This is a genomic window from Rhodanobacter sp. FDAARGOS 1247 (genome assembly GCF_016889805.1).
Taxonomy (GTDB): Bacteria; Pseudomonadota; Gammaproteobacteria; order Xanthomonadales; family Rhodanobacteraceae; genus Rhodanobacter.
Map to the genome: position 1 here is coordinate 3,445,733 of NZ_CP069535.1, position 25,994 is coordinate 3,471,726.

Below are 25,994 nucleotides of genomic sequence, written 5' to 3' on the forward strand. Positions count from 1 at the left end.
CGGCGCCAGTCCGAAGGAACCCGCATGTCCGCCCTGATCGAACGCCAGTCCGGCAACCGTCACAGCATCGCCATCGAAACCACCGACGCCGCGCACTACGCCGCGAGCAAGCGGCGGCTCACCGCCGCGCAGAAGCGCTGGCTGGGCGACAGCGGTTTCGCGGCGGCGCCGGGCACGTTCGCGCTGTTGTCCGATGCGGCCGGCAAGCTGGTGCGCGTGCTGGTCGGGGTGGAGCCGCGGCAGCCGCTGGCGGCGCTGGCCGCGCTGCCGTTCGGCCTGCCCGAGGCCACCTACCACCTCGCCGACGAAGGCGTGCTGGACGATCGCAGCCAGGCGGCGCTGGGCTGGGCCCTGGGCGCGTACCAGTTCGATCGCTATCGCCAGCCGAAGCGCGCGCCGGCGCGACTCGCGGTGAGCGCCGCCGAACGGCAGGCGCTGGCGCCGCTGGTCGAGGCCACCGCGCTGGTCCGCGACTTGGTCAACACGCCGACCGAGGACATGGGTCCGGAACAGTTGAGCGACGCCATCCGCCGGCTCGGCAAGACGCACAAGGCCAAGGTGCGCGACTGGGTCGGCGACGAGCTGCTCAAGGCGAACTTCCCGACCATCCACGCGGTGGGCCGCGCCAGCCATCGCGAACCGCGGCTGGTCGAACTTAGCTGGGGTCGCAAGGAGCACCCGCGACTGGTCGTGGTCGGCAAGGGCGTGTGCTTCGACACCGGCGGGCTCGACCTGAAATCGTCCGACGGCATGCGCTGGATGAAGAAGGACATGGGCGGCGCCGCCCATGCGATCGCGCTGGCCGGGCTGGTGATGCAGGCCAACCTGCCGGTGCGGCTGACCCTGCTGGTGCCCGCGGTGGAGAACGCGGTGGCCGGCAACGCGATGCGCCCGGGCGAGGTGATCACCACCCGCGCCGGCCACACGGTGGAAGTCGACAACACCGACGCCGAGGGCCGGCTGGTGCTGTGCGATGCGCTGGCCTACGGCGCCGAGCAGCAGCCCGACCTGCTGCTCGACTTCGCCACGCTGACCGGCGCCGCCCGCGTGGCGCTGGGCCCGGACCTGCCCGCGCTGTTCGCCAACGACGATGCCGCGGCCGCCGCGCTGCTGGCCGCCGGTCGCGCGGTCGACGATCCGCTGTGGCAGATGCCGTTGTGGCGGCCGTACCGCAAGATGCTCGACTCGTACCTGGCCGACTTCGCCAATGCCGGCCCGTCGCGTCATGCCGGCGCGATCACCGCGGCGCTGTACCTGGAGCGTTTCGTGCCGGACGGCACGCCGTGGCTGCACCTGGACACCTACGCCTGGAACGACGCGGATCGCCCCGGCCGTCCCCGCGGCGGCGAGGCGATGGGCGTGCGCGCGATGTTCGCCTACCTGCAGCAGCGCTACGCCGGCTGAGCGAACCGCGGAGGCATCACGTCCGGCCATGACTTCTGGCGTTGTCGCCCGTCGCTGAAAGATTGCATGCTGCGGGAGATACCCTCCCCGGAAGCCATCCCATGTCCGCTCGCCTGCATCTGCTTGCCCTCGGCGTCGCACTCGGCCTTGCCAGTTTCGGCAGCGCCGCGGCCGACACCGCCACCCAGCCGGCGCTGACCGCGCTGACCATGAACTCCGGCGGCGTGATGCCGGCCGAACAGGCGCGGGTGCATTTCGATCATGCCGAGCTGCACTTCACCGTCGACGCCGCAAAACAGCGCATCGACGCCAGCGCCACGCTGAGCTTCACCGCGAAGTCGGCCACCGACGTGCTGCTGCTGGACCTGGATCGCAACCTGCCGATCAGCGGCATCGAGCTCGACGGCAAGCCGCTGGCCGCCAGCCGCTGGAGCAACCCCGACGGCCGCCTGCGCGTGCAGCTGCCCGCCGCGCTCGCGGCCGGCGGCAAGGTCAGCGTCACCGTGCGCTACGGCGGCAAGCCGCACGTGGCCAAGCACGCGCCGTGGGACGGCGGCTTCGTGTGGAGCCACACCGCCGACGGCCAGCCGTGGGTGGCCAGCGCGGTCGAAGGCGAAGGCTGCGACCTGTTCTGGCCGTGCATCGACCAGCCGCAGGGCGAACCCGACCTGGTCGACACCTGGATCACCGTGCCGAAGACGCTGGCCGCGCCCGGCAACGGCGTGCTGATCGGCATCACCGACCACGGCGACCAGCACACCTATCACTGGCGCGCCAAGCACCCGGACACCTACGCGATCTCGATCAACGTGGGCCCGTTCAAGCTGCTCAAGGGCGATTACGCCAGCCGCTACGGCAACACCATCCCGCTGGAGCTGTGGTACCTGCCCGAGCATGCGGAAGGCGCGCAGCGGCTGTTCGGCGAGTTCCCGCGCATGCTGGATTTCTTCGAGCAGCAGATCGGTCCCTACCCGTTCGGCGACGAGAAGATGGGCGTGGTGGAAACCCCGCACCTGGGCATGGAGCACCAGACCATCAACGCCTACGGCAACGGCTATCCGCGCAGCGAGTACGGCTTCGACTGGCTGCTGCAGCACGAGTTCTCGCACGAATGGTTCGGCAACCAGGTGACCAATGCCGACTGGGACGACATGTGGCTGCACGAGGGTTTCGGCACCTACATGCAGCCGCTGTACGGCCAGTACCTGCACGGCGACATGGCGTATTTCGCGATGCTGCACACCGAGCGCATGTCGTTGCGCAACAAGTACCCGGTCGTTTCCGGCCACAGCCAGGACGAACACGAGGTGTACGACGCCGAGCACGGCCCGGGCAACGACATCTACTACAAGGGTTCGCTGATGCTGCACACGCTGCGGCAGCTGATCGGCGACAAGGACTTCTTCGCGAGCATCCGCAGCCTGGTCTACGGCCGCTCCGACCCGAAGCCGGGCAACTTCCGGCCGCGCTATTCGAGCACCCGGGACTACGTGGCGATCGTCGACAGGATCACCGGGCGCAAGCTCGACTGGTTCTTCGACGTCTACCTGCGTGACGCCGCGTTGCCGCGGCTGGACGAGCAGCGCGTGGGCGACACCTTGAAGCTGCGCTGGGTCACCGAGCACGGCAAGCCGTTCCCGATGCCGATCGAGGTGCAGGTAGGCGACACCGTGCACACCGTGCCGATGAGCGACGGCAGCGGCCAGCTGCAGGTGCCGGCGGGCAGCCTGCTGGTGATCGACCCGCGTTCGAAGGTGCTGCGCGAGGCGCCCTACGTCGGGGAGTACCAGCAATGGATGAAGCAGCAGCGGGCGAAGCAGCAGGCGGCGAAGAAATAGCGGCGCCGCTGAGAGGTTGTGATTTTTTCAACCTCTCAGGCCGGCCAGGGACGGCCGGGCGCGGATCGGTCACGCAAGTGACTGATTCGCGTGAGCGAGTCCGGGCGTGTACCGGGCTCGCGATAGAAGAAAACCACAGGAAGTGGTTTTCTTCACAAGCTCGGAGCGCTGGCGCTCGGCCCGCGTTCCCATGATCATCGGCGAGCCGCCACAGCGAGCCTGCCGATGAACCAGCCACCCGATGCCACCTCCGCGAGCTGCCGCGAGCAGGCGCTCGCCGCGTGGCAGCGCGGCGACCTGGCCGCAGCCGAGGTTGCTTTCCGGCGTCTGCTCGAACGCCAGCCCCACGATGCCGAGGCCTTGCAGTTCCTGGCCGACCGCCAGTGGGCGGCGGGCAACGCGGCGGGTGCGCTCGAGCTGCTGCAGGCGGCGCATCGCGCCGAGCCGCAGGACGCCGGCGTGCTGCATCGGCTGGGCGAGCTGCAGATGCTGGCCGGCGCATGGCCCGACGCCGTCGACAGCTTGCGCAAGGCCCTGCAGCTCGCGCCCGGCCTGTTCGTGGCGGGGCTGCGCCTGGGCGTGGCGCTCGAGCGCCAAGGCAGCCGGCATGCCGCGATGCTGGCCTATCTCGGCGCGATCGACACCGCGCAGGCGCAGGGGCGCTGGCTCAGCGACGACACCACGGCGCCCGGCCTGCGCGACGCGGTGAAGCACGCCACGCGCTTCGTGGCGTCCGCTCGGCGCGAACTGTTCGACGCGATCATCGAACCGCTGCGGCAGCGCTACGGACGCTCCGAGCTGGCCCGCGTCGACCAGTGCCTGGCGATCTATCTCGGCGAGCAGGCGGCCAACCTGCCGGACCCGCGGCAGCGGCCGAAATTCCTGTACTTCCCCGGCATCCCCAGTCAGACCTTCTATCCGCCCGAACGCTTTCCGGCGCATGCGCGGCTGGAGGCGGCCTGCGACACGATCCGCGAGGAACTGCGCGCGGTGCTGGCGCATGCGGCGGACACCCTGGTGCCGTTCCTGGGCGCGCCTTCGAGCGCGGCCGTGGCGGCCGAGCTGCTGGCCGCCTCCGGTCCGCAGGACGCGGCGTGGGACGCGTTCTTCTTCCAGCGGCATGGCGTGCGCCACGACGCGCACTGCCTGCGCTGCCCACGGACCAGTGCGCTGCTGGACTCGCTGCCGCTGGTGCGGATTCGCGAGCACGCGCCGGAAACGCTGTACTCGGTGCTGCGCCCCGGCACGCATATCCTGCCCCACCGCGGCGTCACCAACACGCGCCTGGTCACCCATCTGCCGCTGATCGTGCCGGCGGACTGCGCCTTGCGCGTGGGCGGCGAGACGCACGTCTGGCAGGAAGGCCACTGCGTCACCTTCGACGACACCTTCGAACACGAGGCGTGGAACCACAGCGACCGCGACCGCGTGGTGTTGATCCTGGACAGCTGGAACCCCGACCTCAGTGAGGCGGAGCGGGCGGCGGTGGCCGACCTGGTCGCCGCCATCGGCGATTTCAACCGCGCCGGCCAGCCGGCGGCGCCGCCTTCGACGCAGGCCTGATCGGCGGCTGGCGAAAGGACGGCCAAACCCTTTTCTGCCGGTTGCGCGCGGAAGCGGATCTCGGAGTAATCTTCGGGCGGTTGCGCGACGTTGACGAACAACGCCACATCGCGCGACGTGTGCCCGGGGGGGACTCGACAAGGTCGATGGCTGGGAACGGATTACCAACAACCACTGGGGAGACCAAATGAAATACGGCATGAACCACCTGTCACTGGCGGTGCGCCTGGCCCTGACCGCCGGCGCGCTGACGATCGCCGGCCTGGCCCAGGCGCAAGCGCAGACGCCACCGGCCGATACGCCGTCCTCGACGGACCAGAACACGCCACCGTCCAAAAACAAGGCCAAGACCCTGCAGTCGGTCGTGGTGACCGGCTCGCTGATCCGCCGCGTGGAAGTCGAGACGGCCAGCCCGGTGGTGACGCTGGATCGCGACACGCTGACCAACTCCGGCAAGCCGGTTCTGGGCGACGTGCTGCAGCAGATGCCGAGCATCTCCGGCAATGCCACCAACCCGGCGAACAACAGCAACGGCGGCGGCGTGGCCAGCCCCCTGCTGGAAGCCGGCGATGGCGCCTCGCGCGTATCGCTGCGCGGCCTGGGCATCAACCGCACCCTGGTGCTGGTCAACGGCCAGCGCATGTCCAACCCCGACATCAACCTGATCCCGCCGGAGATGATCGATCGCGTCGACGTGCTGGCCGAGGGCGCCTCCACCGTGTACGGCTCGGACGCCATCGGCGGCGTCGTCAATTTCATCCTGCGCAAGGATTTCCAGGGCGCCCAGATCAGCCTGAACGACGGCATCTCCAGCCACGGCGACTCCCAGCGCCGGGGCTTCAACCTGACCGCCGGCGCCACCGGTGACAAGTTCAGCATCGCGGCCGGCCTCGACTACAACAAGTACGACGAGACGCTCGCCTCCCGGCGCAAGTTCTCCAGGCAGCAGCTGTACCTGTCCGGTGGCTCCGTGGTGGCCGCCGGTTCCAGCTCGATCCCGACCGGGCGCATCCAGGTGCCCTCCGCCATCGCCGCGCAGTACGGCTGCGACATCGATCCGGCGACCGACACCGCCATGGTGACGCTGGCCCAGGGTGACGGCTCCAGCCAGGCCGACTACCGTTGCCGGCTCGGCTCGGACACCTACAACTACGCCGCGCTCAACTACATCCAGACCGCGCAGAAGCGCACCAACGGCTTCGTGCTGGGCAGCTACAACTTCACCGACAGCCTCACCGGCTTCGTCGACGCGTTCTACAACCGCACGGAATCCAGCGGACAGGATGCGCCCTCGCCGGTGGGTACCGGCGACGGCCTGATCATCTCGTCGGACAATCCGATCAATCCGTTCGGCGTGACCTTCAGCCACGGCGCCGTGCCCGGCGACCCGGACAGCGGCTACAGCTTCCAGACCCGCCTGACCGGCGCCGGCACCCGCGTGCACAGCTACAAGACCAACACCGCCCAGATCAACACGGGCCTGCGTGGCAACTTCGGCCAGGACAGCAGCTGGATCTGGGACGCCTCGATCAACTACAGCCACACCAAGCGCGACCAGCGCGACACCAACGAGGTGGACATCCCGTCGCTGCAGGCCGCCGTCGACGCCGGTGCGAACATCTTCGACCAGGCCAGCGTCGGCGACCAGCTGAGCAAGGGCGTGAAGACGCCCATCTACGTCTTCACCCAGTCCACCAAGCAGGCCCAGTTCAACGCCAGCGGCGAGCTGTGGGACCTGCCGGCCGGCGCGATGCAGCTCTCCGCCGGCGCGCTGTACCGCAAGCAGATGATGAACTACACGGTCAGCGACTTTGCCGTGCTGGACCCGGTGACCACCACCTGCCAGATCCTGCAGGAAGCCTGCGGCTCGCCCGGGCGCGGCGACTTCGACGTCAAGGAGGTCTACGCGGAAACGCTGATCCCGCTGCTGGCCGACCAGCCCTGGGCGCACTCGCTGAACCTCGACCTGGGCATCCGCAGCTCGAACTACAGCACCACCGGCACGACCACCAACGGCAAGGTCGCGATCGAGTGGCGCCCCACCGCCCAGCTGCTGTTGCGCGGCACGATCTCGCAGGTGTTCCGCGCGCCGAACCTCAACGAGCTCTACGACGGCCGCACCCTGGTCCAGCCGAACCTCAACGACCCCTGCGTGGGCCGCACCGCGGACGAGCTGGCGGCGCACGCGGCCGCCTGCCAGTACGTGCCGGTGAACTGGGCCGGCAACTCGCCGGCGCAGGTCAACACGTTCTACTCCGGCGCCAACACGGTGGGAGCGAAGCTGAAGCCCGAAAAGGGCAAGTCGGTCAACATCGGCCTGGTCTACGACCCGGACTGGATCCCCGGCCTGTCGACCAGCCTCGATTTCTGGCACATCTACCTGTCCGACACGCTGACCGCGATCCAGGCCGACACCGTGGTCAGCTCCTGCTACAACAACGCCAGCAGCCCGTATTGCTCGTTCATCCAGCGCGAGGACAACACCAGCCGGCAACCGGGCCAGGTGTTCCTGATCAACACGCCGGTGGTCAACCTGGGCAACACCAGCACCAGCGGCATCGACTACACCCTGCGCTACAAGATCCCGCACTTCGACCTGGGCGGGATGGACCCCGGCAACTTCCGCGCCGGCCTCAACACCAGCTACACCTCGACCTACAACGTCAACGCCACGCCCGGCGAGCCCGGCGCGAAGACGGTCAACTACGCCGGCACGTTCACCCCGCAGTTCGGCAACATCTCGCGCTGGCGCGGCACGCTCACGCTCAACTGGGACAAGGGCAACTGGAATGCCCAGTGGCAGTCGCGCTACGTGCACCGGCTGACCGCGCTCAACGGTGACGCCGCGGTCGCCGGGGTGAACATCCCGATGGCTTCGGTGCTGTACCACTCGATCCAGCTGGGCTATGCGGTGCCGTCGATCCACACCCGCTTCGACGTGGGCGTGGACAACCTCAGCAACAAGCTGCCGCCGCTGATCTACCAGAACGGCGGAAACTACAACGTCGACACCGCCACCTACGACGTGCTCGGCCGCTACTACTGGGCGCGCGCCACGATCAAGTTCTGAGGTCCCGCTGCAAGCGGGCGCTGCGGAAGTTCCGCAGCGCCCACCCAGGAGGGCCGCGATCCGTCGCGGCCCTCTTGCATAATGCGTACTGGAATGACCGACGGAGCACGCATGTCCACTGCGACGGATCTGGCCAGGGCGATGGCCGCGGCCTGGAACGCCGGCGAACCGGAGCGGGTCATCGCCCTCGCCGGGCAGGCCACGCCGTCGTGGCGGGATGACGAAGCCGTGCTGTCGCTGCTCGGCCTGGCGCAACAGGCCTGCGGCCACGTGCAGCAGGCCGCGACGAGCTTCCGCCGGCTGGCGCAGTTGCAACCGGAGGTTTCCGCACACTGGAACAACCTCGCCGTGGTCTGCCGCGAAGCAGGCGACCTGGCCGAGGCCGAACAGGCCTTGCTGACGGCGCTGGCGCTGGCGCCCGACGATGCCGAAGTGCACTACAACCTCGGCCTGCTGCGCATCCAGCAGCGGCAGTGGCTGGCCGCCCGGCAGAGCCTGCTGGACGCCGTGCAGCTGTCGCCGCATTTCATCGAGGCCCGCCTGCAGGCAGCCCATGCCTGCCACGTCTGCGGCGACAACACCCGACAGGAAGCGCTGCTGGACGGCGCCGGCGACTGGCCACCGCAAACAGCCGAGCATGCCCTGCTGCTGTCGGCGATGCTTTCCGTCCAGGGCGAACTGGACGCCGCGCTGCGCACGCTGGCCCGGGCGCAGCTGCCGGCCGAACCGGCGGCCACGATCATGCGCCTGCGCATCGCGGCGCAGCGGGTGCTGCTGCATGAACGGAACAACCGGCTCGACGCAGCGCGGGAAGCATTGGAGCAGTTGCCCATCGAGGCGCTCGAGGCCCTGCCCGCGCAGGCGGAACAGGCGCGCGCCGAAGGCTGGCATGCACACGCCGCGATGGCGATGCGCGCAGGCGAGGCGGCCACGGCCGCGACGCTGCAGGCCAGCGCGCTGGCCAGCGCGAGCGACGACGAGAGCCGGGCCGGCGCCGCCTTCGGGCTCGCCTCCGCGCTTGATCGACAAGGTCACTACGCCGAAGCGTGGCAGGCCTTGCAGCAGGCGCACTCCGCTCAGCGCGAGATCGCCCGCCACGTGGTGCCGGAGCTGCTGGCGGCCGACAGCCGACCGCTGCAGGTCAGCGCCCAGCGGGTCGGCCGCGACGAGCATGGCCGCTGGAGTCCGCTGGCCGCCCCCGACACCCGGCACAGTCCGGTCTTCGTGGTCGGCTTCCCCCGCTCGGGCACCACCTTGCTGGAACAGATGCTCGACGCCCACCCGGACTTCCGCTCGATGGACGAGCGCGCCCACGTGCATGACCTGATCGAGGCTATGCAGCTGGTCGGCCAGCGCTATCCGGCGGACCTGGCGGAACTGAGCCAGCAGGATGCGGACCAACTGCGCGGCGTGTACTGGCGGCAGGCGCGACGGGTCGCGCCCGATCTGGGCGAGCGGCGCCTGGTCGACAAGAATCCGCTCAACATGCTGTGCCTGCCGATGATCATGCGGCTGTTTCCGCACGCGCGCATCATCCTGTGCCTGCGCCATCCCTGCGACGTGCTGCTCAGCTGCTACATGCAGTCGTTCCGTTCGCCGGCCTTCATGATGCTGTGCTCGTCACTGCCGCGACTGGCGCAGGGCTACGCCCACGCGTTCGCGCAATGGTTTGCCGACGCCGAGGTATTCGCGCCCGCCGTGCTGGAGTGGCGCTACGAATCGGTGGTCAGCGGGCTGGACGAGCAGCTCGCCCGGCTGGGGGACTTCCTCGAAACAACGGACACCGCGGCGATGACCCGCTTCGCCGAACATGCACGGGGCAAGCGCTTCATCAGCACGCCCAGTTATGCCCAGGTGACCGAGGGCGTCCATCGGCGGGCGGTGGGGCGCTGGCAGAACTATCGCCGGCAGTTCGAGCCGGTGCTGCCGGTGCTGCAGCCATGGCTCGAACGGCTGGGCTATCGCCCATGAAAAAGGAGGCGGTGCCAAGCACCGCCTCCTTTCAGGCTTGCCGCTGTTGCCGCGCGGATCGACTCAGTGCTGCTCCAGCACGCCGGACGTATCCGGCTGGGCATTCACCACGCTGACGCCCGACTTGCCGCCGTAAGGCAGCACTTCGCTGGCCAGTTTCGGATCGGCCTTGATCATGCCGATCGCGTCGAACAGGATGTGCGCCGTTTCGTTGAGCTGCACGTCCTTGGCCTTCTTGGCGTCCTTCTCCTGCTTCAGCTCGCTCTTCAGGCTGCGCTCGTTCGCGTTCAGCCCGTCGTCCAGGCTGCTGGCCTCGTCGGCGAGCGAGGCGTCGGTGCCGTCGATGGCCTTGTGCCGCGCGCGGAAGTCGGCCTGGATCGCCTCCAGCTTCTTGCGCTCGGCTTCGCGGGTGGCGAGGTTCAGCGAGATCGAGGTCTTCGCCCGCATCGTGCGGTACTGGGCCAGTTCGTCCAGCATCAGCTTCCACGCCGGCGACTGCGCCACGCGATCGGCGTGCAGCTTCTCCAGCCGCGGCAGGTAGTCGGCGAAATTCGCCACCACCTGGTAGTCGGCCGGCGCGATCTGGGTCCACTTCAGCGCGTTCTCGTAGGTGGATTCGCCGAAGTCCTTCTCGTCGCCGTTCTTCGGGAACGCGATGTCGGGGGTGACGCCCTTCAGCTGGGTGGAGCCGCCGTTGATGCGGAAGAATTCCTGGATGGTCATCTTCAGCTCGCCGAGCTGCGGCTTCTCGTCGTCGCTCTGGGCGAAGCGGTCCAGGTCGACCAGGTTCTGCACGGTGCCCTTGCCGAAGGTGGGCTCGCCGATGATCAGGCCGCGGTGGTAGTCCTGGATCGCCGCGGAGAAGATTTCCGAGGCGGACGCGGTGCCGCGGTTGACCAGCACCGCCAGCGGGCCGCTCCACACCATGCCCGGGTCGTCGTCGCCCTGCTGCTCGACCTGGCCCTTGGAGTCGCGCACCTGCACCACCGGGCCCTTGTCGATGAACAGGCCGGTCAGCGAGTTGGCCTCGGCCAGCGAACCGCCGCCGTTGTTGCGCAGGTCGACCACCACGCCCTGCACGCCTTCCTGCTTCAGCTCGCCGAGCAGGCGGGCCACGTCGCGGGTGGCGCTCTTGAAGTTCTTGTCGCCGGCGCTGCGTGCACCGAAGTCGGAATAGAAGGTGGGCAGGTCGATCACGCCGATCTTGCGGGTGACGCCGCCATCCTTGATCTCGACGACCTTCTTCTTCGCCGCCTGCTCCTCGATGCTGACCTTCTTGCGCACCAGGGTGACGATCTCGTGCTTGCCGTCCACGCCCGCGTCGGCGGGCAGGATTTCCAGCCGCACCACGGTGTCCTTCTTGCCGCGGATGCGGTTGACCACGTCGTCGAGGCGCCAGCCGATCACGTCGACGATCGGGCCGTTGTCGCCCTGGCCGACGCCAACGATGCGATCGCCGACCTGGACCTTGCCGGACTTGCCGGCCGGACCGGCGGGCACCAGCTCGCGGATCTGGGTGTAGTCGTCACGCGCCTGCAGCACCGCGCCGATGCCTTCCAGCGACAGCTTCATCGAGATGTCGAAGTTCTCGGCCGCGCGCGGGCCGAGGTAGTCGGTGTGCGGGTCGGTGGTTTCGGCGTACGCGGTCATGAAGGTCTGGAACGCGTCCTGCCCGTCGAGCTGCCTGATCCGTTCGATGTAGGCGGCGTAACGCTTGTCCAGCGTCTTGCGGATGTCCGCATCGTCCTGGCCGGCCAGCTTCAGGCGCAACCAGTCGTTCATGGTGCGCTTGCGCCACAGCTCGTCCAGCTCGGCCTGGTCCTTCGGCCAGTCGGCGTGTTCGCGGTCGAAGGTGTAGCTCTGCTCGGCGGAGAAGTCGAAGCCCTGCTTGAGCAGGCCGCGGGCGTAGGTCATCCGCTCCACGGCGCGCTGCACGTAGGCGTTGAAGATGGCGAACGGCGCGGACAGGTCCTGGTTCCAGATCGCGTCGTCCAGCTTGGTCTTGCTGGGTGCGAACTGCGCCATGTCGGCCTGGGTGAAGAACACCTTCTCGCTGTCCAGCAACTTGAAGTAGGCGTTGTAGATGCGCGCCGACATCGCGTCGTCCAGCGGCTGCGCGTCGTAGTGGAAGCGGGTCAGGAAGCGCGCGGACAACTGCGCGGCCTGTGCTTCTTCCTGTGTCGAAGTCAGCGGCCAGGTGGCTGCCTTGCGCGGCTTGCCCGCGCCCATGTCGGCGGCGGACTGTGCCTGGGCGCCGGTGGCGGCAAGGGCTAGCAGCAGGAACAGCGCGGGACGAAATTTCATGGAGGCTCTCAGGCTGTCTCGGTGACACCGGCTGCATGGGCCTGCAGGTCGGCGTGGTAGGACGAACGTACCAGCGGGCCGGAGGCGACGTGATGGAAACCCATCGCCTCACCGGCTTCGCGCAGCATGTCGAATTCTTCGGGGGTCCAGTAGCGCACCACCGGATGATGGTGGGGCGTGGGCTGCAGGTACTGGCCGATGGTGATCATCTCGACGTCATGGGCGCGTAAATCGCGTAGCGTCTCGATCACCTGGTCATACGTCTCGCCCAGACCAAGCATGATGCCGGACTTGGTCGGCACGTCGGGATGCTGCGCCTTGAAGCGCTTGAGCAGGTCCAGCGACCACTGGTAGTCGGCGCCCGGGCGCACCTCGCGGTACAGGTGCGGCACGGTTTCCAGGTTGTGGTTGAACACGTCCGGCGGGAAATCCTTGAGCACTTCCAGCGCCCGTTCCATGCGGCCCTTGCCGCGGAAGTCGGGGGTGAGGATCTCGATCCGGATGTTCGGGCTGGCGTGGCGCGTGGCGCGGATGCAGGCGGCGAAATGTTCGGCGCCGCCGTCGCGCAGGTCGTCACGATCGACCGAGGTGATCACCACGTACTTCAGGCGCATGTCGCGGATCGTCTCGGCCAGTCGCGCCGGCTCCAGCGTGTCCGGCGGCAGCGGGCGGCCATGCGCCACGTCGCAGAACGAGCAGCGCCGGGTGCACACCTCGCCCAGGATCATGAAGGTGGCGGTGCCCTTGCTGAAGCATTCGTGGATGTTCGGGCAGGACGCTTCCTCGCACACGGTGACCAGCGAGTTCTCGCGCAGGCGCGCCTTCAGCTGCTGCACCGCGTTGCCCTGGGGCAGGCGCACCCGGATCCACGACGGTTTGCGCAAGGTCGGCACGGCAGTGTCGAAGCCGGCGCGGTTCAGCGCGATCTTGTCGTTGCCCAGCTGCTTTTCACCGGCCGGGGCGTTGCCGACCACGGTGATCGGGATGACCCGGGTCGACGATGTGGATGATTCGCTCATGTAGAAAGCTCAGACCGCCGCGCGCGCGGGGAGTTCGGGTAATAGGGAAGCGGCAGGCTCGGCGACGAAACCGAACTGGCGACAGAACTGCGCTACCAGCACGTCCTCGACCGTGGCCAGGCTTGAAGGGCCGCCCAAGTCTAGCAGTTGCGTGACCGCCAGATCCTTGTAACCGCAAGGGTTGATGCGGTGAAACGGCTCCAGGTCCATGGCCACGTTGAAGGCCAGCCCGTGGAAGCTGCAGCCGCGGCGCACGCGCAGACCCAGTGCAGCAACCTTGGCCTCGTCCACGTAGACACCCGGCGCGCCTTCGCGGCGCGCGGCGCTGACGTTCCAGTGCGCCAGCGTATCGATCAGCGACTGCTCGATCCGGTGGACCAGCTCGCGCACGCCCACCCCGACCCGGCGCAGGTCGATCAGCGGATAGCCGACGATCTGGCCCGGCCCGTGATAGGTCACCTGGCCGCCGCGATCGACCGGAACCACCGGGATGTCGCCCGGCGCCAGCACGTGCTCCATCTTGCCGGCCTGGCCCAGGGTGAACACCGGGTCATGCTCCAGCAGCCACAGTTCGTCGGGCGTGTCGGCGGTGCGGTTGTCGGTGAACGCACTCATCGCCCGCCAGGTCGCCGCGTAGGGCTGGCGACCGAGGCGGCGGATTTTCAGCGGCAACGACATGACAACAAACCTTGGGGAACGGGAAACAGGGAACGTTGGGGTACTTCGCAGGTGATCAATGGCACCCAGGCGAAACGGGCGAGGCTATCTCTCTCCCCGCGCCCTGTTCCCTGCCCTCACATCGTGTACCGGATGTCCGGATCGGCGCGCAGCGCATGATGCGCCGCTTCGTACTGCTCGCGGTTCTCGCAATGGAAGCTGACCGTGACCGAGACGTAGTTGCCGGCGCCGGAGTGCCGGTGCCGCACGGTTTCGTGCAGCACGCGCAGGCCGGCGCGCTCCAGCAGCTGCGGCACGTGGGTCGGCAGGTTCGCGCTGGACTTGCCCACCGCGGTGATCTCGAACTCGCCGGGGAATTCGAAACCCTTGCCTTCCTCTTTCGCCCTGGTGAAGTCGATCGGCTGCATTACTTCGCGTCCGCAGCCTTGGCCGGCGCCGCGGCGTCGGCCTTCTTGTCGCTGTGGAACCACAACAGGATGCTGTCCCACAGGCGCGAGAAGAAGCCGCCCTGCGGTGCATCGGCCAGCGCCACCAGCGCCACGTTCTGCACCGGCTTGCCGTCCAGCGTGATGTGCAGCGTGCCCACCTGCTGACCCTTGGTGAACGGGGCGATCAGGGTGGCGGGGATGTCCATGGTGGCCTTCAGCTGGTCGTACTGGCCGCGCTTGACGGTGACCTGCACACTCTCGTTGACGCCCAGCGGCAACTGGTTGGACGCACCCTTCCACAGCTTCGGCGTGGCCAGCGGCTTGCCGGCTTCATACAGCTTGTGGGTCTCGTAGAAACGGAAGCCGTAGTTGAGCAGGGCCATCGCCGAATCGGCGCGCGCCTTCTCGCTGCTGGCGCCCATCACGATCGCGATCATCCGCGACTCGCCCTGCTTGGCCGAGGCGGCCAGGCAGTAGCCGGCGGCGGCGGTGTGGCCGGTCTTGATGCCGTCCACGCTGGGGTCGCGCCACAGCAGGGTGTTGCGGTTGTGCTGCTTGATGCCGTTCCACTCGAACTCCTTCACCGCGGAGATCGCGTAATCCTCGGGGAAGTCGTGGATCAGCGCTCGCGACAGGATCGCCACGTCATGCGCGGTGGTGTAGTGGTTGGCGATCGGGTAACCGGAGGCGTTCTCGAAGTTGGAGTTCACCATGCCGAGCTGCCTGGCGTAGGCATTCATCAGGCCGGCGAAGGCCTGCTCGGAGCCCGCAGTGTGCTCGGCCAGCGCGATCGCCGCGTCATTGCCGGACTGGATGATCATGCCGTACAGCAGGTCCTTCAGCGGCACCTGGCTGTTGAGCTTCATGAAGCTGGTGGAGCCGTCGGTGCCCGCGCCACCGCCACGCCAGGCGTTTTCGCTGATGGTCACCGGGTCGGTCATGTGCACCTTGCCGTTGGCGACCTCGGCCGAGACCACGTAGTCGGTCATGATCTTGGTGATCGATGCCGGCTCCAGCCGCAGGTCCGGCTCCTTGCTGGCCAGGATCTGGCCGGTGGCGTAATCCATCAGCACCCAGCTCTTGCCGTCGACGTCCGGCGGCGGAGGCACCGGCGCCTCCGGCACCACCGGACGCGGCACCGGTGACGGACGCGGCGGGGTCTGGGCGACGGCGACGCCGACCAGCAGGGTGACGGCGGCAAGCGGAAGCAGGGTGCGGCGGAAAAAATTCATCGTGTTGTTCAGTCCGGTGTCTGGCGTTCGACGTCGCAGGCGTCGATCAAGGTGGAAAAGGTTGCGCAAATCCTGCTCAGTCTACCGCGACCTGCGGCCGGGGCAGACCCATGCCTTCGATCCGGCTGCTGACCTGGTCGGCGCGATCGACGCTGGCCAGCGGCCCGACCCGCACCCGACGCACGCGCTGGCCGTTGATCACCGCGTCGGTGACCTGCACCGCGCCGAGGTTGGCCTGACGCAGGCGCTGGGCCAGGCGGTCGGCGTTGTCCGCGTCGGCGAACGCGCCAATCTGCAGGTAGATGCCGGGATGTGAGCCTGTGACCACGGGCGCCAGCGGCAGTTCCTTGCCAGGCCGGGACGGGTCGATGCCCTGCACTTCGACCAGACCGGTGCCCTTGGGCCAGATGCCGATCTTCACCGCGGCGGCGTAGGACAGGTCGATCAGCCGGTTGTCGTGGAACGGGCCGCGGTCGTTGACCCGCACGATCACGCTCTTGCCGGTTTCGAGATTGGTCACCCGCGCATAGCTGGGCAGCGGCAGCGTGGTGCTGGCGGCGCTGAACGCATACATGTCGTAGGTTTCCAGGCTGGAGGTCTTGTAGCCGTGGAACTTGTTGCCATAGAACGAGGCAATGCCGCGCTCGTCGTAGCCGCGCGCGCTGGGCAGCACGCGATAGCTCTTTCCGCGCACGCTGTACGGCGACTTGTTGCCATACAGCGAGCGCGGCTCGACCTTCGGCACCGGCTCGACCAGCTTGCTGACATCCAGTGGCGGCGGCACGCTGTCCTCGCCGTCGCGGTAGCGGCTGCCCTGCGGCTTGCTGAGGTCGTCCTCGAAGCGGTCGTCGCCGGAGGTCCGGGACGGGCTCGACGGCGACGTCCGCGAATGACCGTCGCGATGAGCGGGCTTCGTGCGGTGGCCTCCGCACGCGGCCAGCAGCAGGCCCGCCGCCAGCACCAGCGCGACGCGGACCAGCCTCATCGCGCCGCTTCCGCCGCGCCGACGCCAGCCGCGATGGCCTGCGCCAGCTGGTTCACCGCCATCGCGTACAGCGGACTGCGGTTGTAGCGGGTGATCACGTAGAAGTTCTGAAAGGTGAACCAGTATTCCGGCCCGTTCGGGCCTTCCAGCGTCTGCAGGCTGCTGGGTTCGGCCGGCGACAGCGGTTGCAGCGGCGCATAGCCCCACGCCTCCAGTTGCTCCAGTGGCCACTTCGGGCTGGTGTCGGTCACCGTGGGCGGTGTTGCCGACGCATCCGGTTGCGCGCGCGCCGCCACCGGACCACCGGTGACCCAGCCGTGCTTCACGAAATAATTGGCCACGCTGGCGAAGATGTCCGGCAGCGAGTTCTGCAGATCGATGTGACCGTCCTGGTCCGCGTCCACCGCGAAATCGCGGATGCTGGTGGGCATGAACTGGCCCCAGCCCTGGGCGCCGGCATACGAGCCGGTGAGCCTGTCCAGCGGACCGGCCAGGTGGTTGTCCGGCAGGCTCAGCAGTTCCTTCAGCTGTTCGCGGAAGAACTTCGCCCGGGGCGGGTAGTACAGACCCAGCGTGACCAGCGCGTCGAGCACCTTGTACTTGCCGGTGTTGCCGCCGTAACTGGTCTCCACGCCCACGATGGCCACGATGTATTGCGGCGCCACGCCGTACTGCCTGCCGATCTGATCCAGCAGCGCACGGTGCTCGCGATAGAAGGCCACGCCATCGTCGATGCGCTTGTCGGTGAGGAAGATCGGCCGGTAATCCTTCCACGGCTTGCCCTCCGCCGGCCGGCTGATCGCGTCGAGGATGCCCTGCTGCATCTTCGCGCCGTCCAGCAACGCATTCAGCGCCTGCGGACTCTTGCCGGTTTCCCGCGCCACCTCGCGCACCAGTTCGGCCTGGCCGGGATGGGTGGCAGCCAGCACCGGCGTCAGCGAAGCCACCCACAACAGGCTGAGGACGGCGAGAAAACGGGCCGGGCGCGGCGCAGGCGTGGCTGTCATGTTGTGGTTTCGCTCACAGAATTACCATGTCCACGAAAGCCTAACACGCAGGCGCGCGCAACTTCGGGCACGCACGGGACGGTGCGCTGGCGAGGTTCAGAGATGCGTCTTGCGGTTGGCGTGGATCGACATCAGCACGCCGAAGCCGGTCAGCAGCGAGACGGCCGAGGTGCCGCCGTAGCTGATCATCGGCATCGGCACGCCGACCACCGGCAGCATGCCGGCGACCATGCCGCCGTTGACGAAGACGTAGACGAAGAAGCTCATGCCGATCGCGCCGGCCAGCAGGCGCGAGTAGGTGTCGCGCGCCTCCATCGCTATCCACAGGCAGCGGCCGATGATGAAGGCGTACAGCGCCACCAGCGCGCACACGCCGACCAGGCCGAACTCCTCGGAGAACACCGCGAAGATGAAGTCGGTGGTGTGCTCGGGCAGGAAATCCAGCCGCGACTGCGTGCTGTGTTGCCAGCCCTTGCCGAAGATGCCGCCCGAGCCCACCGCGATCTGCGACTGGATGATGTGCCAGCCGTTGCCCAGCGGATCGGATTCGGGATTGAGCAGGGTCAGCACGCGGTCGCGCTGGTACTGGTGCAGGAAGTGCCAGCCGACCGGGATCATGCCGGCGACCGCGCCGACCAGCAGGCCGATCCGCCACCACGCCATGCCGGACAGGAACAGCGCGAAGGCGCCGGCAGCGGTCACCAGCACCGCGGTGCCCAGGTCCGGCTGCTCGGCGATCAGCCCGGCCGGGATCGCGATCAGCAGGCCGACCACGGCGATGTCCTTCCAGCCCGGCGGCAACTGGCGCGGGTGCAGGTACCAGGCGACCATCATCGGCATGGTCAGCTTGAGCAGTTCGGACGGCTGGAAACGCATGAAGCCGAGGTCGAGCCAGCGGATCGAGCCGCGCCCCTCGCCGAGGATCGCCACCACCACCAGCAACGCGGTGCTGCCGCCATACAACCACGGCGTCCAGCTGCGCAGCACCGAAGGCGGGATGCGCGACACCAGCAGCAGCAGGCCTGCGCCCAGCACGAAGCGACCGGCCTGGCCGCCGACCAGGGACAGGTGGGCGTCGCCGGCGCTGTACAGCGTGACCAGTCCGGTGATCGCCAGCACGAACAGGCCCAGGGCCAGCGGCAGGTCGATCCGGGGCCGGGTCAGTATCCGCCGCAGGAAGCGCCGGCCACGCGCGTAGAGCACCTCGATCATGGCGTGTCTCCGCTTGAGGTGGCTTGGGCCGGGATGTCTTCGACCTGCTCGTCGTTCGGAACCTCGGCGGGAGCGCTTGCCGGCGCGGCGTTCGACACCGGCAGGCGCTCCGCGTCGGGAATCACGCCGCCGTGCGAGGCGAGCCACGCGTCGAGGATCTGGCGGGCGATCGGGCCGGCCGAGCTGGCGCCCCACGCGCCGGATTCCAGCAGCACGGCCACCGCGATCTGCGGGTTGTCCGCGGGCGCGTAGACCTCGAACCAGGCGCGGTTGCGGCTGGCCAGGTAGGCCAGGTTGCTGCGATCGTCGTAGGCATTGGTGGTGCGCGAGTAACGCTCCGCGGTGCCGCTCTTGCCGGCCAGGCGGTAGGGGAAGCCGGTCACCAGCGTGCGTCCGGTGCCCCGCTCGCCATACATCACCCGCTCCATGCCCAGGTTGACCGCATCCCAATCGGCCGGCTTTCGAATCACCGACGGTCCGCTGGGCGGGTTGGCCAGTGGCTGCAGCGGCGCGTTGACGCCATCGCGGGTCGCCATCACCAGCCGTGGGGCGTAGGGAATGCCATGACCGGCAAAGGTGGCGATCGCATGGCCGAGCTGCAGCGGCGTCACCGCCCAGAAGCCCTGGCCGATGCCGGCGATGACCGTTTCTCCGGGATACCAGGGCTGTTTGGAGTTGGCCGCTTTCCATTCGCGCGAGGGCAGCACGCCGGCCGACTCGCCGATCAGGTCGATCCCGGTCGGCTTGCCGAAGCCGAACTTGGCCATGTAGGCACTGAGCTTGTCGATGCCCATGTCCAGGGCGAGCTTGTAGAAATAGGTGTTGACCGATTGCTCGATCGCGCCGGCCAGGTCCACGCGCCCCACGCCGCCGCGCTGGTCGTCGCGATAGCCGCGGGTCTGGCCGGGAATGTAGAACACGCCGGTGGAAACCACGGTGTCCTGTGGCGTACGCATGCCGCTCTCCAGGCCAGCCAGGCCCACCAGCGGCTTGACGGTGGAGCCTGGCGGATAGACGCCACGCAGCGCCCGGTTGTAGAGCGGCTTCTCCGGATCGTTGGTCAACGCGCTGTAGTCGGCCTGGCTGATGCCGTTGACGAACAGGTTGGGATCGAAGGTGGGCACGCTGACCATCGCCAGCACCTGGCCATTGCGCGGATCGATCGCCACCGCGGCGCCGGGCCGGCCGGCGAACGCCTCTTCGGCGGCCTTCTGCAGGCGCACGTCGATGCTGAGGTAGAGGTTCTTGCCCGGCTTGGGCGCATGCGTTTCCAGCACGCGCTGGGTGCGGCCGTCGGCGTTCACCTCCAGCAGCTCGTAGCCCGGCGTGCCGTGCAGCATGTCTTCGTAGGATCGCTCGATGCCGCTGCGGCCGACGTGGCTGGTGCCCTTGTAGCGGACCGGATCGAGGCGATCCACGTCGTCGGCGTCGATGCGCCCGACATAGCCCACGACATGGGCGAACATTTCGCCCAGCGGATAACGCCGGGTCAGGTACGGCACCACGTCCACGCCGGGGAAGCGCCAGCGATTGACCGCGAAGCGGTCGATCTCGTCCTCGGTCAGGCGCAGCTTCAGCGGCACGCTCTCGAAGCGCCGGCTCTGCCTGAGCTGCTTGTGGAAGGCGTCCAGATCGTCCTGGTCCAGCGGCACCACGTGGCCCAGTTGTTCCAGCAATGCCGGCATGTCCTTGACCTGCTCGGGCACCACTTCCAGCCGGAACGCCGGCACGTTGTCGGCCAGCAGCACGCCGTTGCGGTCGTAGATCAGGCCGCGCGCCGGGGGAATCGCCCGTGGCTTGACCCGGTTGTTCTGCGAGCGGGTGACGAATTCCTCGTGGTGCGCCACCTGCAGGAAGGCAAAGCGCACCAGCAACAGACACAGGCCCAGCAGGATCAGCACGAAGGCAGCCGCGGCGCGACGCCTGAACAGCAGGCTTTCGCCACGCGGGTCCTTGATCGATCGCCGGATCTTCATGTCACTGCTTCATGTCTCATTGGATCCGCAGCCGTGCGCGCAGATCGTCGAGCAGCAGGAACAGGAACGGCCACAAGGCGGCACCGACGAAGGGCGAAATCCACCAGCTGGCCGGCGGCAGCGAGGCACCGGCCAGCAGCCGCACCAGCAACAGCAGGATGCGGTCGTTCAACAACAGCGCGAGCACGGCCAGCGCCTGCTGCCACATCGGGAAGAAGCGCAGCCGCGAACGGAAACGCAGGGCGATGAAGACCAGCGCGCACAGGCGCAACGCCTGTTCGCCCAGCACCACGCCGTTGAGCAGGTCGGCGCCGAGTCCGATCATGAAGGCCAGCCCCAGGGTGACCCGGTCCTCCGATTCCAGCGACCAGTACAGCAGGAACAGTGCCGGCCAGTACGGCTTGAACGGCTCCAGCACGCCGGGCAAGGGCACCAGCATCGACAGCAGGGCGAACACCAGGGTGCCGGCAAACCACCACTGGCTCAGGCGTTGCCGGCTCATGGCTTCACCTCGCTGGCCGCGGCCGGTGCGGCGACACTGGCGCCAGGCGCCAGCTGGCTGGGCGGGCCCATCGGTTTGACCGGTGCGGGCGGACCATCGGGTTCGGCCTGGTCATGCAGCAGCAGCACGTCCTCGCTGCGGTCGATGTCCGCCGCCGGCTTCGCCAGCGCGACCAGGAACATGCCGGTGGGTGCCGGTGCCACCGAGCGCACGTCGCCGACCGGGAAGCCGGGCGGGAAGCGGCCACCGAGGCCCGAGGTGAGCAGCTTGTCACCGACGCGCACGTCCGCCGCCAGCGGAATGGTGGGCAGCGCCAGCTCGTCGCCGTCGCGGGAACCGTAGGCCACGGTGCGCAAGCCCGTGCGCTCGACCACCACCGGAATCGCATGCGCCGGATCGGTGATCAGCATCACCACCGAGGTGGTCGGCAGAACTTCCTTGACCTGCCCCATCACGCCGTGGGCATCGATCACCGGCTGGCCGGGCCGGACACCATCGCGGGCGCCCATGTTCAGGGTCAGCTGGTAGCGATACGCGCCGAGGTCCACACCGATGACCCGCGCCAGTTGCACGTTGAGATCGAGGCTGTGCTGCGTGTCCAGCAATTCCTTCAGGCGCTGGTTCTGTTCCGCCACGGCCGCCATGCGGTTGAGCTTGGCGTTCGCCAGCAGCAGATCCTCGCGCAGACGCTGGTTCTGTTCGGTAAGACGCTGGCGATCGGCGAAGGCCACGCTCATCGTGCGCACACCGACGGCAGGCAGGCCAGCCAGGCGGTACACCGGCTCGACCACGGCTGACGCGGTGTCGCGCAGCCGCCACAGCCAGCCATTGCGATGGTCCAGCACCATCAGCACCATGGCCAGCGCCAGGTAGACGATCAGCCGCAGGGTTCCCGCGGCATTGCCGGCGAACAGCGGCGAGGATTCGTCGCGCGCACGCGCCATGAGCAGGCTCTCGCCTTATTCGGGTGCGAAGAAGTCGCTGCCGTGCTGATCGATCAGCTCCAGCGCCTTGCCGCCGCCACGCGCCACGCAGGTCAGCGGATCGTCCGCCACCTGCACGTGCAGGCCGGTTTCCTCGGAGATCAACCGGTCCAGGTCGCGCAGCAGGGCACCGCCACCGGTGAGCACGATGCCGCGCTCGGCGACGTCGGAGCACAGTTCCGGCGGAGTCTGCTCCAGTGCCGACTTCACCGCGGCCACGATGCCGGCCAACGGCTCGTGCAGGGCCTCGAGGATCTCGTTGGAGTTGATCGTGAACATCCGCGGCACGCCCTCGGCGAGGTTGCGGCCGGAGATCTCGATCTCCTTGACGTCGGCTTGCGGGAAGGCACAGCCGATCTGCAGCTTGATCCGCTCGGCGGTGGATTCGCCGATCAGGGTGCCATGGTTGCGACGCACGTAATTGATGATCGCCTCGTCGAAGCGATCGCCGCCGACACGCACGGATTGCGAGTAGACGATGCCGTTCAGCGAGATCACCGCGACCTCGGAGGTGCCGCCGCCGATGTCCAGCACCATCGCGCCACGCGCCTCGTGCACCGGGATGCCGGCGCCGATCGCCGCGGCCATCGGCTCCTCGATCAGGAACACGTCGCGGGCGCCGGCGCCTTCGGCCGATTCCTTGATCGCGCGGCGCTCGACCTGGGTCGAGCCGCACGGCACGCACACCAGCACGCGCGGGCTCGGGCGCAGGAAGCGCGACTTGTGCACCTGCTTGATGAAGTGCTGCAGCATCGCCTCGGTCATGGTGAAGTCGGCGATCACGCCGTCCTTCATCGGCCGCACGGTGGCGATATTGCCCGGCGTGCGGCCGAGCATGCGCTTGGCGTCGCCACCGACCGCCGCGATCGTGCGCGGACCACCGGGGCCACGATCCTGACGGATCGCCACCACCGACGGTTCGTTCAGCACGATGCCCTGCCCACGCACGTAGATCAGCGTGTTGGCCGTGCCGAGGTCGATGGAGATGTCGTTGGAGAAGATCCCGCGAAACTTCTTGAACATGAGTCCGCCGTGGTCCGGCCTGGTTAAAAAGTAAGCTCGCCAGTCTAGTCAGCGTGCCCCGCATGCGCAAGGACAATAACGTTAAGAAATCCTTCTACAACACGACCCTAAGCACGTTTTCTGCGTCGCAGGCTGAGCTTCGGGGATGGCCAGAAAGTCGCCAATCCGGGCGGATGGCGTTAAGATCGCCCCTTTGACCGGGGCCGTCCGGTGCGGCCTGCGCCGTCCCGCGGCGATACGGTTTTCCATTCTCTGCCCAGGGGCTCCCGCGCATCATGTCTGCCGTCATCTGCGGATCGCTGGCCTACGACACCATCATGGTGTTCCAGGACCAGTTCAAGAACCACATCCTGCCCGATCAGATGCACATCCTGAATGTGTCGTTCCTGGTGCCGCGCATGCGACGCGAGTTCGGCGGCTGCGCCGGCAACATCGCCTACAACCTCAAGCTGCTCGGCGGCGATCCGCTGCCGGTGGCCGCGGTGGGCCAGGATTTCGCGCCGTATCGTGCGCACATGGAGCAGTGCGGGATCTGCCTGGACAGCGTGCGCGTGTTCGACGACCAGTTCACGCCGCAATGCTTCATCACCACGGACCTGGACAACAACCAGATCACCGCGTTTCATCCCGGCGCGATGTCCAGCGCCCAGGAAAACCACGTACGCGACATCCCCGACATCGATTTCGCGATCGTGGCGCCGGACGGACGCGAGGCGATGCTGCAGCATGTCGACGAGTTCGCCGCACGCGGCGTGCCCTTCATCTTCGATCCGGGCCAGGCGATGCCGCTGTTCAGCGGCGAAGAGTTCCGCTCGATGATCGCCAAGTCGACCTACGTGATCGTCAACGATTACGAATCGCAGCTGCTGCAGACACGCACCGGCTGGAGCGCCGAGGAAATCGCGCAGAAGGTGACTGCTTACATCGTCACCCAGGGCCCGCGCGGATCGGTCATCCACGTCGGCAGCGAGACCCACCACATCCCGCCGGCCCGCGAGCGGCAGATCGTCGACCCCACCGGCTGTGGCGACGCTTATCGCGCCGGGCTGATGTTCGGCATCATGCGCGGCAAGGACTGGCCGACCGTGGGTCGCATGGCTTCGCTGATGGGTGCGCTCAAGGTCGAACATCCGGGCACGCAGAACCAGCGTTTCGGCTACGCCGACTTCGCCGCCGAGTTCCTGGACCAGTTCGGCTACGCGCTCGACTGAAGCCGGCCGTCACCGCTTGAAGAACGAGGCCCCGCGCATGCCGCCGGGGCCTCTTTTTTCAGGCCACCCGAAAGCCGATGGTGGCATGCACCGCATCGCGCCAGCCCTGGTAGAGGCGCTCGCGATCGGGTTCGGCCATCAATGGCTGGAAGCGCTGATCGATCCGCCACAGCTTCGCGATCTGCGCCCGGCTTTCCCAGAACCCCACGGCCAGCCCTGCCAGACACGCCGCGCCCAGCGCCGTCGTCTCGGCGACCTGCGGACGCAGCACCGGGACACCGAGCATGTCACTCTGGAACTGCGCCATGAAGTCGTTGGCGATCGCTCCGCCATCGGCGCGCAACTCCTTCAACGGAATGCCCGCGTCGGCCTCCATCGCGGACAACACATCGCGCGACTGGTAGGCCATGGATTCCAGCGCAGCGCGCACCACGTGTTCCTTGCGGGTGCCTCGCGACAGGCCGAACATCGCGCCCCGCACGTCGCTGCGCCAGTACGGCGCCCCGAGACCGACGAAGGCCGGCACCAGGTACACGCCCTCGCAGGAATCCACGCTTTCGGCGCAGGCTTGCGAGTCACTGGCGCATTCGAGCATGCGCAAGCCATCGCGAAGCCACTGCACCACCGAGCCGGCGACGAAGATGCTGCCTTCGAGCGCGTACTCGACGACGCCATCCAGCTTCCACGCCACGGTGGTCAGCAAGCCGTGTCGCGAAGGCACCGCCTGCGTACCCGTGTTCATCAGCATGAAGCAGCCGGTGCCATAGGTGTTCTTGGCCATGCCCGGTTCAAAGCAGGCCTGGCCGAACAACGCCGCCTGCTGATCGCCGGCCACGCCGCTGATCGGCACCCCGGCCGGCACGCCGGGGAAGGCCACGGTATGGCCGTAGACCTCGCTGCACGAGCGCACCTGGGGCAACAGGCTGCACGGGATGTCCAGCATGCGCAGCAGCTCGTCGTCCCACTGGCCGGTGTGGATGTCGAACAGCAGCGTCCGCGCCGCATTGCTGATGTCGGTGACATGCAATGCCCCACCGCTGAGATTCCAGATCAGCCAGCTGTCGATCGTGCCGAACAGCAAGTCGCCGCGTTCCGCCCGGACACGGGCGCCGGCGACGTGATCGAGAATCCAGCGGATCTTGCTGCCGGAGAAATACGCATCGATCAGCAGGCCGGTCTTCTCGCGCACCAGTGATGCGTAGCCGTCCGCTTCCAGCTGCTCGCAGATCGCCAGGCTCTGCCGCGACTGCCACACGATCGCGTTGCAGACCGGCTTGCCGGTGTGCCGGTCCCACACCACCGTGGTCTCGCGCTGGTTGGTGATGCCGATGCCGGCCAACATCGTCGCCGCATCCGGCACCCGGGCCAGAACTTCGGCCACCGTCGCCAGCACGCTCGACATGATCTCCTGCGGGTCGTGTTCGACCCAGCCGGACTGCGGAAAGATCTGTCGAAACTCGCGTTGCGCCGATCCGACGACCGCGCAGGCACGGTCAAACAGCATCGCGCGTGAGCTGGTGGTCCCCTGGTCTATCGCCAAAATGTAACGCTGTTCCACCGCACGTCCCTTCACACGAACCCATCGGTC

At 67.9% G+C, this 25,994-nt stretch carries 19 protein-coding genes; 6 read left to right on the forward strand and 13 right to left on the reverse strand.

The features are described from left to right. Positions 1-24: 24 nt before the first annotated feature. From I6J77_RS15700 to I6J77_RS15720, 5 genes are all read left to right on the forward strand, one after another. A complete protein-coding gene (locus tag I6J77_RS15700; RefSeq protein WP_204109755.1) occupies positions 25-1,404 on the forward strand; it encodes a M17 family metallopeptidase in 1,380 nt (459 codons plus the stop codon). Positions 1,405-1,505: 101 nt separating this feature from the next. After that, entirely contained in the window at positions 1,506-3,242 is a 1,737-nt protein-coding gene (locus I6J77_RS15705) for a M1 family metallopeptidase (RefSeq protein ID WP_204109757.1), read from the forward strand. Between the two features lie 225 nt (positions 3,243-3,467). Further along, positions 3,468-4,805: an aspartyl/asparaginyl beta-hydroxylase domain-containing protein gene (locus I6J77_RS15710; RefSeq protein WP_204109758.1), complete on the forward strand. Its 1,338-nt coding sequence runs from the start codon at positions 3,468-3,470 to the stop codon at positions 4,803-4,805. Positions 4,806-4,992: 187 nt separating this feature from the next. Next, entirely contained in the window at positions 4,993-7,875 is a 2,883-nt protein-coding gene (locus tag I6J77_RS15715) for a TonB-dependent receptor (RefSeq protein WP_239309051.1), read from the forward strand. A 111-nt stretch (positions 7,876-7,986) separates the two neighbouring features. Next, positions 7,987-9,846, forward strand: a complete 1,860-nt coding sequence (locus tag I6J77_RS15720) for a sulfotransferase (protein ID WP_204109760.1) — start codon at positions 7,987-7,989, stop codon at positions 9,844-9,846. Between the two features lie 63 nt (positions 9,847-9,909). Here the strand turns inward: I6J77_RS15720 and I6J77_RS15725 are convergent, their stop codons facing one another. From I6J77_RS15725 to I6J77_RS15780, 12 genes are all read right to left on the reverse strand, one after another. Next, complete coding sequence (locus I6J77_RS15725) at positions 9,910-12,150, reverse strand: carboxy terminal-processing peptidase (protein ID WP_204109761.1); 2,241 nt, start codon at positions 12,148-12,150, stop codon at positions 9,910-9,912. 8 nt (positions 12,151-12,158) lie between these two features. Then, positions 12,159-13,169, reverse strand: a complete 1,011-nt coding sequence (gene lipA, locus I6J77_RS15730) for a lipoyl synthase (RefSeq protein ID WP_204109762.1) — start codon at positions 13,167-13,169, stop codon at positions 12,159-12,161. Between the two features lie 9 nt (positions 13,170-13,178). Beyond that, the gene (lipB, locus tag I6J77_RS15735) at positions 13,179-13,847 is read right to left on the reverse strand and encodes a lipoyl(octanoyl) transferase LipB (RefSeq protein WP_204109763.1); all 669 of its coding nucleotides are present in this window, start codon (positions 13,845-13,847) and stop codon (positions 13,179-13,181) included. A 116-nt stretch (positions 13,848-13,963) separates the two neighbouring features. Beyond that, on the reverse strand, positions 13,964-14,254 hold the full coding sequence (locus tag I6J77_RS15740) for a YbeD family protein (RefSeq protein ID WP_204109764.1): 291 nt from the start codon (positions 14,252-14,254) through the stop codon (positions 13,964-13,966). Next, entirely contained in the window at positions 14,254-15,507 is a 1,254-nt protein-coding gene (locus tag I6J77_RS15745) for a D-alanyl-D-alanine carboxypeptidase family protein (RefSeq protein ID WP_204109765.1), read from the reverse strand. Before I6J77_RS15745 ends, I6J77_RS15740 begins: the two co-directional genes overlap by 1 nt. Before the next feature lie 76 nt (positions 15,508-15,583). Continuing rightward, the gene (locus I6J77_RS15750) at positions 15,584-16,492 is read right to left on the reverse strand and encodes a septal ring lytic transglycosylase RlpA family protein (protein WP_204109766.1); all 909 of its coding nucleotides are present in this window, start codon (positions 16,490-16,492) and stop codon (positions 15,584-15,586) included. Beyond that, positions 16,489-17,499: a lytic murein transglycosylase B gene (gene mltB / locus I6J77_RS15755; protein ID WP_204109767.1), complete on the reverse strand. Its 1,011-nt coding sequence runs from the start codon at positions 17,497-17,499 to the stop codon at positions 16,489-16,491. The genes I6J77_RS15750 and mltB overlap by 4 nt, the downstream gene beginning before the upstream one ends. A gap of 96 nt (positions 17,500-17,595) precedes the next feature. Continuing rightward, positions 17,596-18,711, reverse strand: a complete 1,116-nt coding sequence (gene rodA, locus I6J77_RS15760) for a rod shape-determining protein RodA (RefSeq protein ID WP_056715458.1) — start codon at positions 18,709-18,711, stop codon at positions 17,596-17,598. Further along, on the reverse strand, positions 18,708-20,687 hold the full coding sequence (gene mrdA / locus I6J77_RS15765; protein WP_204109768.1) for a penicillin-binding protein 2: 1,980 nt from the start codon (positions 20,685-20,687) through the stop codon (positions 18,708-18,710). Before mrdA ends, rodA begins: the two co-directional genes overlap by 4 nt. A gap of 16 nt (positions 20,688-20,703) precedes the next feature. After that, positions 20,704-21,189, reverse strand: coding sequence for a rod shape-determining protein MreD (gene mreD / locus I6J77_RS15770; protein WP_007810444.1), 486 nt, complete (start codon positions 21,187-21,189; stop codon positions 20,704-20,706). Continuing rightward, positions 21,186-22,133 (reverse strand): rod shape-determining protein MreC, encoded by a 948-nt coding sequence (gene mreC, locus I6J77_RS15775; protein ID WP_204109769.1) that lies wholly within the window; start codon positions 22,131-22,133, stop codon positions 21,186-21,188. Before mreC ends, mreD begins: the two co-directional genes overlap by 4 nt. Before the next feature lie 15 nt (positions 22,134-22,148). Continuing rightward, positions 22,149-23,195 carry a rod shape-determining protein gene (locus I6J77_RS15780; protein WP_007810448.1) on the reverse strand — a complete coding sequence of 349 codons (1,047 nt, stop codon included), beginning with the start codon at positions 23,193-23,195 and terminating at the stop codon, positions 22,149-22,151. Positions 23,196-23,470: 275 nt separating this feature from the next. Between I6J77_RS15780 and I6J77_RS15785 the strand changes: the two genes are divergently transcribed. Next, positions 23,471-24,406, forward strand: a complete 936-nt coding sequence (locus I6J77_RS15785) for a carbohydrate kinase family protein (RefSeq protein WP_204109770.1) — start codon at positions 23,471-23,473, stop codon at positions 24,404-24,406. A 58-nt stretch (positions 24,407-24,464) separates the two neighbouring features. Here I6J77_RS15785 and glpK read toward each other — a convergent pair whose 3' ends face one another. Then, the gene (gene glpK, locus I6J77_RS15790; protein WP_204109771.1) at positions 24,465-25,964 is read right to left on the reverse strand and encodes a glycerol kinase GlpK; all 1,500 of its coding nucleotides are present in this window, start codon (positions 25,962-25,964) and stop codon (positions 24,465-24,467) included. Positions 25,965-25,994: the final 30 nt, after the last annotated feature.